The sequence below is a fragment of the Candidatus Palibaumannia cicadellinicola genome (genome assembly GCF_000754265.1).
Classification (GTDB): domain Bacteria; phylum Pseudomonadota; class Gammaproteobacteria; order Enterobacterales; family Enterobacteriaceae; genus Baumannia; species Baumannia cicadellinicola_B.
The window spans coordinates 1-11947 of record NZ_CP008985.1 but is presented as its reverse complement, the minus strand read 5'-3'; the positions used below and the strand labels follow the sequence as shown (position 1 = coordinate 11947).

At 37.4% G+C, this 11947-nt stretch carries 8 protein-coding genes; 1 reads left to right on the top strand and 7 read right to left on the bottom strand.

All coding sequences use genetic code 11. From position 1 onward, the window contains the following. Positions 1-11: 11 nt before the first annotated feature. The 3 genes from ispG to IM45_RS00030 all read right to left on the bottom strand — a co-directional run bounded on the left by ispG (position 12) and on the right by IM45_RS00030 (position 3030). On the bottom strand, positions 12-1133 hold the full coding sequence (gene ispG / locus IM45_RS00040) for a flavodoxin-dependent (E)-4-hydroxy-3-methylbut-2-enyl-diphosphate synthase (protein WP_038497675.1): 1122 nt from the start codon (positions 1131-1133) through the stop codon (positions 12-14). A 260-nt stretch (positions 1134-1393) separates the two neighbouring features. Then, on the bottom strand, positions 1394-1825 hold the full coding sequence (gene ndk, locus IM45_RS00035; protein WP_038497673.1) for a nucleoside-diphosphate kinase: 432 nt from the start codon (positions 1823-1825) through the stop codon (positions 1394-1396). A gap of 41 nt (positions 1826-1866) precedes the next feature. Next, positions 1867-3030 (bottom strand): IscS subfamily cysteine desulfurase, encoded by a 1164-nt coding sequence (locus tag IM45_RS00030; protein ID WP_038497671.1) that lies wholly within the window; start codon positions 3028-3030, stop codon positions 1867-1869. Positions 3031-3342: 312 nt separating this feature from the next. Here IM45_RS00030 and suhB point away from each other — a divergent pair, with 312 nt between their 5' ends. Further along, positions 3343-4113, top strand: coding sequence for an inositol-1-monophosphatase (gene suhB, locus IM45_RS00025; RefSeq protein WP_038497669.1), 771 nt, complete (start codon positions 3343-3345; stop codon positions 4111-4113). Positions 4114-4131: 18 nt separating this feature from the next. Here the strand turns inward: suhB and glyA are convergent, their stop codons facing one another. From glyA to mqo, 4 genes are all read right to left on the bottom strand, one after another. Further along, a complete protein-coding gene (gene glyA / locus IM45_RS00020; RefSeq protein ID WP_038497667.1) occupies positions 4132-5385 on the bottom strand; it encodes a serine hydroxymethyltransferase in 1254 nt (417 codons plus the stop codon). 98 nt (positions 5386-5483) lie between these two features. Then, positions 5484-9374: a phosphoribosylformylglycinamidine synthase gene (gene purL / locus IM45_RS00015; RefSeq protein ID WP_038497665.1), complete on the bottom strand. Its 3891-nt coding sequence runs from the start codon at positions 9372-9374 to the stop codon at positions 5484-5486. 166 nt (positions 9375-9540) lie between these two features. Next, the gene (gene tadA, locus IM45_RS00010) at positions 9541-9999 is read right to left on the bottom strand and encodes a tRNA adenosine(34) deaminase TadA (protein WP_420021799.1); all 459 of its coding nucleotides are present in this window, start codon (positions 9997-9999) and stop codon (positions 9541-9543) included. A 236-nt stretch (positions 10000-10235) separates the two neighbouring features. After that, a complete protein-coding gene (gene mqo / locus IM45_RS00005) occupies positions 10236-11774 on the bottom strand; it encodes a malate dehydrogenase (quinone) (protein ID WP_038497662.1) in 1539 nt (512 codons plus the stop codon). Positions 11775-11947: the final 173 nt, after the last annotated feature.

The window sequence follows — 11947 nt, the reverse complement described above, 5'->3', positions numbered from 1 at the left end:
ATATTCCTAGATTATTTATCAATTAGATTAATTGCAATTTTATTGTTATCATTTAGTATCATCGCTTTCGCACGGATACGAGCTTCAAGCTGATCAATAATGAATTCGTTATCCAAACGATAATGCTGTCGAACACCGTCTTCGTAAAAACCGCTTGTATTATGTCCTCCAGTTACTCCGATCGTTGACATGAGTGCTTCCCCCGGACCATTGACTACGCAACCAATAATCGAGACATCCATCGGAGTAACAATATCTTCTAGCCGTTGTTCTAAGGTGTTAACTGTACCGATGACATCAAATTCCTGACGAGAACAGGTCGGACAAGCTATAAAGTTAATGCCTCTTGCACGGATTCTAAGGGACTTAAGGATGTCAAATCCTACTTTTACTTCTTCTATAGGATCTGTAGCTAAAGAAATACGTAAAGTATCACCTATACCTTCACTGAGCAATAATCCTAATCCGATAGCAGATTTAACTGCGCCGCTACGCGCACTACCAGCTTCAGTAATACCAAGATGCAATGGTTGATCAATCTGCGAGGCAAGCAGGCGGTAAGACTGTACTGCAAGGAATACATCAGAGGCTTTTACACTAACTTTAAATTGGTCGAAATTAAGTTTATCTAGAATATCTATGTTACGTAAAGCTGATTCTAGTAGTACTTCTGGAGTAGGCTGACCGTACTTAGCTTGTAGATCACGCTCAATAGAACCAGCGTTAATACCAATCCGGATAGGAATGTTATTGTAACGAGCACAATCTACTACTGAGCGGATACGATTTTCATTGCCAATATTACCAGGGTTAATACGTAGGCAATCTACTCCATATTCAGCTACTTTAAGTGCTATACGATAGTCAAAATGTATATCTGCAATTAAAGGAACATTAATTTGTTCCTTAATCTGTTTCACTTTTTCTGCAGCATTCATAGTCGGTACGGATATACGAACAATATCTACTCCAACGCGTTCTAAGGCTTGAATCTGTTTCACCGTAGCTGCAACGTCAATGGTATTAGTATTCGTCATAGACTGTACCGTAATTGGCGCTCCATCGCCTATTGGTACATTACCAACATAAATACGTTTCGATTTACGACGGTGAATAGGTATAGAATCATGCATGACTTTTAACTCAATACTTATCTGAAGAGTATTAACGTATGTAACTGAAAATTATTACTAATACTAATATTAATTAAAGTATTGCCTAAAATAAGATTAAATATTAGAATAATTATTCATAAACATATTATTTGCCACAAAATGTTAAGGATAATTTATATTCACTAATAGTCAAAATTAAAAACACATCAGGCTTAATGATAACCAAAATAACTAATATATTATTATGAATGTAATCAAATATTAAAGTGAGTCTTTGATTAAAGCATACGTACACAAACTTCACTTATCGTAAAAAAATAAGCGATTTCACAAATGGCAGCAGCTGCTGTTTCAGAACCATGGACTGCATTTTCTATGATGCTATCAGCATAGTCTGATCGTAAAGTACCGGCTAGAGCATCAACTGGGTTAGTTGCTCCCATTATATCACGGTTACAACGTATAGCATTTTTACCTTCTAGTATTTGTACTACTATAGGACCAGAAATCATAAAATTAATTAGACATTCGAAAAAAGGTTTATTTTTGTGCTGACTATAAAAACCTTCGGCCTGCTTGCGGGTTAGCTGTAGCATTTTCATGCCTACAATATTTAGACCGGCGCTTTCAAAGCGATTAATTATGGCACCTATGATATTCTTAGCAACAGCATTAGGTTTGATGATAGAAAGCGTGCGTTCTATAGTCATATAATTTTTATCCTGAATTATTTTTATTATTTTTTTTTGAATCAGATATTCCGCGCAATGGCACGCTGACAAATAATAGCACGCTGAGTTTTTTTAATAGCGTAATCTATCTCTTCTTTTGTGGTAAAACGTCCTAGAGAGAAGCGGATTGAACTATGGGATAGTTCATCATTGAGACCTATTGCACGTAGTACATAGGATGATTCAAAATTAGAATAAGTACAAGCAGAACCTGATGAAACAGCCAGATCATTTAAAACCATAATTAGTGATTCACCGTCTACATGGCTAATGCTTACATTAAGTAATGTAGCAACACAGTGTGCTAAATCTCCGTTTACTGTTACACCTTCTATCTGTTGTAAACCTTCCCATAAGCGGTCACGTAATACTCGTAAACGTAACATATCATTAGCCATTTCTTTTTTCGCAATCCGATAAGCTTCTCCCATACCAACAATCTGATGCACTGGTAAAGTACCTGAACGCATTCCACGTTCATGCCCTCCACCATGAATTTGTGCATCAATACGTACCCTGCGTTTACGACTAATATATAAGCAACCAATACCTTTAGGACCATATAGTTTATGACTACTGAATGACATTAAATCGACAGGAAGTACTGTCACATCTATCGGTAGTTTACCTATACTCTGGGTAGCATCTACATGGAATATAATATCATTATTTTGGCATATTTGTCCAAACGCAGCGATATTCTGAATAATACCTATTTCATTATTAACATGCATTAGGGACACTAGGATAGTATCATCTCGTAGAGCATCACTAAGTTGTTGTAGCGAAATTAAGCCATGTTTATCAGGTAACAACCAGGTTACACTGTATCCATGTTGTTCTAGATACTTGCAAGTATCTAGAACCGCTTTGTGTTCAGTCAAACTAGTAATAATATGACGACCTTTATCATGGCTAGCTTGGGCAACTCCTTTTATAGCTAGATTATTTGACTCAGTAGCACCAGAAGTAAAAATAATTTCGCGAGAATCAGCTCCAATCATAGCTGCAATATGATTACGAGCAATATCAACGGCTTCTTCAGCTAACCAACCATAGCGATGAGAGCGAGAAGCAGGGTTGCCGAAAATACCGTCTATAGTGAGATAAGATATCATCTTTTCTGCCACTCTTTGGTCGACCGGAGTAGTGGCAGCATAGTCTAGATAGACCGGTAATTTCATGATTAATTAACTCCAAGTACTATAAAAATTACAAATAGGGAGTATCATATTCCTATGATTTTTATCAGTAATATTTATTATTTGTTGTTTACTAATTATGCAACATCAAATAATACTCTATTCTGTAGTAGCGTTGCTAGCGTATGAGTGGTACCTAATTTGAATACTTATTGTGCTATGTAATTAGATATTAATACAAACTAATAACTAGTATAGATATTTTACTACTGTCATGATAAATCTGATACTGAATAATTTTATTTTTTTACATATGTTAGGTTTGTTTTCAACTATTTTTATTGGACGACAAACATGCATCCTATGCTGAATATCACTATTCGCGCAGCGCGAAAAGCAGGTAATTTTATCGCGAAAAATTATGAAAAACCTGATACTTTTGAAGCGAATCACAAAAGTAAGAATGACTTTTTAATTCAGGTTAACCACGAAGCAGAACGTTTGATAATTGAAATCATCCGTAAGTATTATCCTCAGCATACAGTTATCAGTCAAAAATACGGAGCACTACTTGGCACGACTCACGATATCCAATGGATTATTCATTCTATGGATGGGATTGATAACTTTATTAACCGTATTCCTCATATTGCTGTTTCCATCGCAGTACGTGTAAAAAGCCATACTGAAGTAGCCGTAGTCTACGATCCGATACGTAATGAACTATTTAGTGCTACCCGTGGGCAAGGTTCTCAGATGAACGGCTATCGCCTACGTTGTGGTATTATGAAAGATCTAGAGAATACTATTCTAGCTATTAATTTTCCTTTAAAACAAAAACAACATTTTATGAATTATATGACTTTACTAAGTAAATTATTCGTACAGTCCGTAGATTTTCGATGTACAGGATCAGCGGCACTAGATCTAGCTTATATTGCTGCCGGTAGAGTAGATGGCTGCTTTCAAATAGGCTTAAAGCAGTGGGATGTCACCAGCGGTGAGTTGCTGGTGCGAGAAGCAGGCGGCTTAGTGACCGACTTCACAGGTGAAAATAATCATCTACTTTCTGGGAATGTTGTTGCTGGTAATCCGCGTGTAGTAAAATCTATGCTTAATCCCTAATGTAAAATTAAGCTACGCTTACGCATAGACTGGATAGCGAGCGCAGATATCCAGCACTTTTTTCTTAGTAGACTGAATCACAGATTCGTTATTAATATTTTCTAGCACATCACATATCCAGCTAGCTAAATTATGTACATCTGTTTCATTTAAACCACGGCGGGTCACAGCCGGAGTCCCAATACGAATACCAGATGTTATAAATGGGCTTTTTGGATCATTTGGAACACTGTTCTTATTAACAGTAATATTAGCACGACCTAGAGCTAAATCAGCCTCTTTACCGGTGATATTTTTATCAACTAAATTTAGTAAAAAGAGGTGGTTATCCGTACCACCAGATACTACGTTAAAACCACGATTCAAAAAAATATTAACCATTACTTTGGCATTTATTATTACCTGTTGCTGATATTTTTTAAATTCTGGCTCCATAGCTTCTTTTAGTGCGACTGCTTTTCCTGCTATTACATGCATCATTGGACCGCCTTGCGCACCAGGGAACACTGCTGAATTAAGCTTATTATACATTTCCTCACTACCGCCTTGAGCGATAATCAATCCGCCGCGGGGACCAGCTAGGGTTTTATGTGTTGTAGTAGTTACTACATCGGCATAAGGCACTGGATTAGGATAAACACCAGCAGCTACAAGGCCGGCAACATGCGCCATATCAACAAAGAAAAAAGCACTAATACTATCAGCAATTTGTCGCATTCTAGCCCAATTAACCACACGAGAATAAGCAGAAAAACCGCCGATAATCATTTTGGGCTTATGTGTCATCGCTAGTTCAGTTAGCTGATCGTAGTTAATATAACCATTTTTATCAACACCATAAGAGATAACGTTATACATTTTTCCGGAAAAGTTTACAGGTGAGCCGTGAGTTAAGTGACCGCCGTGGGAAAGATTCATCCCTAGTACTGTATCGCCCGGCTGTAATAATGTTGTATAGACAGCAAAATTAGCTTGTGAACCAGAATGTGGTTGTACATTAGCATAATCAGCACTAAATAATGCTTTAGCACGTTCTATAGCTAATTTTTCTACTATATCCACGAATGCACAACCACCGTAGTAACGCTTACTAGGATAACCTTCAGCGTATTTATTAGTTAGTAAGGAACCTTGTGCTTGCATTACCCGCGGGCTAGTATAGTTTTCAGATGCAATCAATTCGATATGTTCTTCCTGACGTATAACTTCTTGCTCCATTGCCCACCATAAATCTGCATCGTAATTAGCAATCTTTATATCACGTTTTAACATTTGTTCTCCTCACAACTATGGTAATCAAATATCGTAATATTAGTACTAGTAATACATATATAACATATTTCTGCCGAATAGGGTCTACTTGAGTTTTATTATCCTATTTGCTTACGTGCATTGCGGAAAAGACGCATCCAAGGACTATCTTCGCCCCACTCATAAGGATGCCAAGAGTTACTTACAGTACGAAATACACGTTCTGGGTGCGGCATCATTAGTGTGACACGACCACTTATACTTGTAATCGCAGTAATACCATTCGGCGAACCATTAGGATTAGCAGGATAATTCTCTGTGACCTTACCATAATTATTAACATAACGTAATGCTACTAATTTCATTTGTTCTATTTTCGTTAAATGTTCATGATTATGTACTTTTACTAGTCCTTCGCCGTGTGAAATAGCAATTGGGAGACGAGAACCAACCATATCTTGTAATAAAAGAGATGGACTATTAGTTACTTCAACTAAACTAAAACGAGATTCGAAACGTTCGGATTTATTACGAATAAAATGTGGCCAAAGTTTTACCCCTGGGATTAATTCACGGAGATGAGACATCATTTGACATCCGTTACATACTCCAAGCGCAAGGGTATGCGGACGATAAAAAAATGCTTCAAATTCATCGCGCAACCAAGAGTTGAACAAAATAGAATTAGCCCATCCTTCTCCGGAGCCTAGTACATCACCGTACGAAAAACCACCACATGCTACTAACATATGAAAACCCTGTAAATTTAGGGATCGTGACATTAAATCACTCATATGTACGTCTATAGCATGAAAGCCAGCGCGATGGAATGCTGCAGCCATTTCGACATGAGAGTTTACACCCTGTTCACGTAGTACTGCAATTTGCGGTAGTACTCCTTTAGCAATATAAGGTGCAGCGATGTCTTCGTCCGGATTAAAGCTAAGTTTAATGTTGAGACCAGGATCATTCTGATCTTGACGTGCAACGTGCTCTTGATCTGCACTCTCTGGATTATCTCGTAAACGTTGTATCTGCCAACTTGTTTCTCCCCACCAAGTACGTAGCATAGTCCGTTTTTCGCTATATAATATGCTGGTACTATTTCTAATAATAAAACTATTTCCAGAACTTGCGGCACCGAGAATATACAAACATTCCGAAAGCCCTTGCTGCGCGAAAATTTGAACCACTGTATCTAAATTTGCAACAGCGATCTGGATTACAGCACCTAGCTCTTCGTTGAAAAGTGCTGCTAGGTGATCTTCACCGAGTGCAGCAATATCTACGTCAATACCGCAGTGCCCAGCAAACGCCATTTCTGCTAGCGTAACTAACAAACCGCCATCTGATCGATCGTGATAGGCTAGTAAATTACCAGTAGCTACTAATTGCTGTATACATTGGAAAAAATTAGCTAATTGTTTAATGTTACGAACATCAGCAGTATCATTGCCCAGTTTACGATAAACCTGCGTTAACGCAGTTGCACCTAAAGCTTGATGACCTGCACCTAAATCTATTAGTAGCAAAAGATTATCGTGATCTATTTGCAACTGTGGTGTAACGGTAGCACGAACATCTTCAACCTTAGCAAAAGCAGTAATCACAAGCGATAGCGGTGCTGTCATCTCATATAATTTAGCACCATGTTGCCAACGAGTTTTCATAGACATAGAATCTTTACCAACTGGAATAGTTAGCCCTAGCGCAGGACAAAGTTCTTCACTGATCGTTTTGACGGCTGCGTATAGGCCGGCATCTTCACCTGGATGACCAGCAGCTGCCATCCAGTTAGCAGATAGTTTGACTCGTTTAATATCACCGATATAAGTAGCGGCTAAATTAGTTAGTGCTTCTGCTACCGCTAGCTTAGCGGAAGCAGTAAAGTTTAATAAAGCTACTGGCGCGCGTTCTCCTATGGACATAACCTCACCATAATAGCTATCAAAACTCGCGGTAGTAACTGCACAATCAGCAACAGGAATTTGCCATGGTCCTACCATTTGATCGCGCGCGACCATACCTGTAATGCTACGATCGCAAATAGTAATTAGGAAAGTTTTTTCTGCAACTACCGGTAGATGTAACACACGTTTGACTGCTTCTACTAGTGTGATTTTGTTACGGTCTAGTACATGTCCATTTGCTTGTTGGCTAATCACATTACGTATCATCTTTGGCATTTTACCAAGCAATATGTCTAGCGGTAGATCGATAAGTCTCATACTAAAATAGTCGTCATGAAGACTTAAATGTAAAGTATCTGTAGCCTCACCAATCACAGCGAAAGGTGCCCGTTCACGGCGGCAGATAGCTTCTAAGATTGCTAACTGCTCTGGCACTACTGCTATCACATAGCGTTCTTGGGATTCATTACACCAGATTTTTAGCGGGCTCATACTTAACTCATCGTTAGGGATAGCACGTAACTGAAAATTACCACCGCACTTACCATCTTTAATGAGTTCTAACATAGCATTAGCAAGACCCCCAGCGCCAACATCATGGATAAATAATATCGGATTTTGATCTCCTAGTTGCCAACAATGATCGATGACTTCCTGGCATCTACGCTGCATTTCTGGATTATCACGCTGTACCGAAGCAAAATCCAGATAGGAATCAGACTGACCTAAGACCATAGATGACGCTGCACTGCCGCCTAAACCAATATTCATCGCGGCACCACCTAGCACAATTAACTTTGCGTTGACATTAATCTTACTTTTATGTACATGTTGGTTACGTATATTACCGATTCCTCCGGCTAGCATAATTGGTTTGTGATAACCACGTAGCTCAACGCCGTTATGACTATCAACTAACTCTTCATAGGTACGGAAATAACCTGTAATTACTGGCCGACCGAATTCATTATTGAATGCTGCACCCCCTAATGGTGCATCTATTATTATTTCTAGTGCGTTCACGATATGGTCTGGGCGCTGAAAATTACCTTCCCACGGTTGTTCAAATCCTGGTATTCGTAAGTTAGAGACAGAAAATCCTACTAAGCCAGCTTTTGGTTTGGCGCCGCGTCCAGTAGCACCTTCATCACGTATTTCCCCTCCTATACCGGTTGCTGCTCCTGGCCATGGTGAAATAGCCGTAGGATGATTATGGGTTTCCACCTTCATTATAAGGTGTGTTACTTCCTGATGATAAGTATAGAACCTTGTTCGCACATCAGTGAAGAAACGACCGATCATAGATCCTTCTATAACTGCTGCATTATCTTTATAAGCAGATAGCACATAATCTGGAGTTTTAGTCAAAGTAAACTTTATCATCTCAAAGAGTGACTTTTGTTGCTGCTGACCATCAATCACCCATTTAGCATTAAAAATATTGTGTCGACAGTGTTCTGAATTAGCCTGTGCAAACATATAAAGCTCTACATCGCTGATATTACGTCCTATACGAGTAAATGTCTGAAATAGATAGTTAATAGTTTCTTGCGCTAGAGCAAGGCCAAATATGTTATTTGCTTCTTCTAAAGCCGCCTGGCCAACGCCAAGTATGTCTATAAGCTGAAACTGCTCTAATTTATGCTGAGCAAATAACTGTTCTGTCTGTTCCATCGTTTCAAACACAGTTTCTATCATACGATCATGTAGCAGTATTCTTAATTGTTGCCATTGCTCATCATTTAGTTGTGGTGCTTTGATCCAAAATGCTAGACCACGTTCAATACGTTTTACCTGCTGTAATCCACAATTATGGACAATTTCAGTTGCTTTCGAAGACCATGGAGAAATAGTACCAATACGCGGTGTAACTAATATAAGATGCTTTTGTTGATAATATATAGAAGTTACATAAGGAATACATTTTAATATTTTTTGTAAAAGATGATACTCGTCTGGATTTAAAGTCTTGTGAAAGTCAGCAAAGTAAATATATTCAGTATAAATATCATCTACTAGTAAGCTGTTTGTTTTGCAGCTCGATAGCAGCTGATTAATACGAAATCTTGATAAAGCAGGTAAACCACGTAAGATTTCCATAACAAAAGCTCTCTCTTTTTTTTAATAGGTAACTATCTAGTTTCTACTATTGTATAATATAAAAAAAAGAAAACTCAGTCGAAAATCACGACTACTTTTAATATAAAGTAGTCTACTCATTTAATGTAAGTTAATACTAAGTATTAAATTAGATATATATTTATCTTTAATTTTGTGCTCGTTTACTATGAAAAAAATCTTTTAATTGTAAGGAACAAGCTTCTTCGAGCACACCTGAGCAAAGTTTAATGCGGTTGTTGAGAATACTAGATCCTGTGATACCTATGCTATTTTTAGCATCTTGTGCACCAAAAACTACCCTACTAACACGTGCGTGAATTATTGCGCCAGCGCACATTATACAAGGCTCTAGAGTAACATACATGACTACATTAGAAAGACGGTAATTGCCTATTGTTCGACCACCTTCCCGTAGTGCTATTATTTCCGCATGAGCAGTAGGATCTTGATAAGTTATAGAACTATTATAACCTTCACCTATTTTTTTACCTTGTAAAACTAGTACTGCGCCTACTGGTACTTCGCCTTGAGCTTCGGCACGTTCTGCAAGCTCTAGAGCACGGTACATCCATAATTTATCACTATCTTTATAATTCATCGACATGTATTAAAAAATTCAATTTAATCAGACTAAAATCTGTTGAATATATTATTTGTATTGACTGATTACTAAGATAAATCATCTCAAATACAATTAATAAAATTTGAGATTGAAGCTGATTTATTATCATTGTAGTACTAATGCGAAAGTTACCTTCCTGTTAAAAGAATATTTTTCACTGGCTGTCAGCTGTAGTCGAATATCTATTTATATTATTTATTTTTATAAAATTATAATATTTATGTTTGAATATAGGTAAGTTTAAGAACTTCAGAGGTATAGCGGTGGATATAATTTGTTAATCTGATATTACCATTTAATGCTTGACCATAAGATGGAATGATCTCCTTAAGTTTTCGTTGCCAGTCCTGACTATTCGCTTGTTTTTTAAACATAAGACTTAACAAGTCTAGCATAATATATGCTGCGGTAGAGGCTCCAGGTGATGCTCCTAATAATGCCGATAGCGTTCTATCTTGAGTGCTAATAACTTTGGTACCAAATTGTAGAATACCACCGTTTTTAGTATCTTTTTGTATTATTTGAACTCGCTTACCTGCTTGGATCAAGGTCCAGTCTTTTAACTGAGCTTGCGGATAATATTCACGTAAGGCACTTAGTCTATTTTTTTCTGACATTATGAGCTGTTCGATTAGGTATTTCACTAGCTGAAAATTATTGATGCCAACATGTAACATTGGTAACATGTTCTTGCGAGTTAGTGAATGAAATAAATCTAGCCATGAACCATGATTCATAAATTTACTACTAAAAGTAGCAAATGGGCCAAAAAAAAGCATTAAATTACCATTAATAATACGAGTATCTAGATGTGGAACTGATATCGGTGGTGCTCCTACGGAAGCTTTGCCATATACTTTTGCTTTATAACTTCTAACTATAGTAGGGTTAGTAGATACTAGAAATTTTCCTCCCACTGGAAAACCAGCATAACCATTCACTTCAGCAATGCCAGATTTTTGTAATAGATTTAATGATGCTCCTCCACATCCAATAAAAACATAATTAGCGTCAACCGTTGTTTGATAACTACGATCGTTACCATGAGCAACGTATATGGTCCAGGTATTATCTCTGTTACGTTTAATATCTATTACATTTTGTTTGAGATATAGATGAAAATTAGGATTACGCTGTAATGAGGTTAATAGTTGTTTGGTAATTTCGCCAAAATTTACATCTGTACCCATTACCATACGTGTCGCTGCTACTTTTTGGCATTTATCACGGCCATCCATAACTAGTGGCGCCCATTGACGAATTTGTTGATGATCTTCAGAGTATTCCATTCCACGGAATAGAGTACTACTCTGTAGTGCATCAAAACGTTTGTGCAAAAAGTGAATATTTTCATGGCCCCAGACTAAGCTGATATGCGGCACATTATTAATAAAAGATGGTGGATTGTTTAGAAGTTGATTTTTTACTAAATATGCCCAAAACTGGCGTGAAACTTCAAAAGATTCGTTGATAGATATCGCTTTTGATATATTTATTGAACCATCTAATTGTAGTGGAGTATAGTTAAGCTCACAGAAAGCAGCGTGTCCAGTACCAGCGTTATTCCAGCAATTAGAACTTTCTTCAGCCGTATTTTCTAAGCATTCGTACATATAAACAGTCCAGCTTGGTGCAAGAACTTGTAGATAAGTACCAAGCGTAGCGCTCATGACTCCGCCGCCAATTAGTACTATATCCACTCTTGCATGATCTATAGTATTAGTTAGAAGTGGTTTGGTTGAATCTATAAGAATCATATTAAATCCTGCCAAAGTATACTATTTGTTTGCATACACGGAATTCCTACATAATAGATTCTGACCTAGGGCTAATTTTGCATAGATCTGATCTAGCTTGTTGTATATAATATAGTATAGATTATACTATCATAATAAATAATCGAATGTCTTATAGAGTATAAGAGTATCAA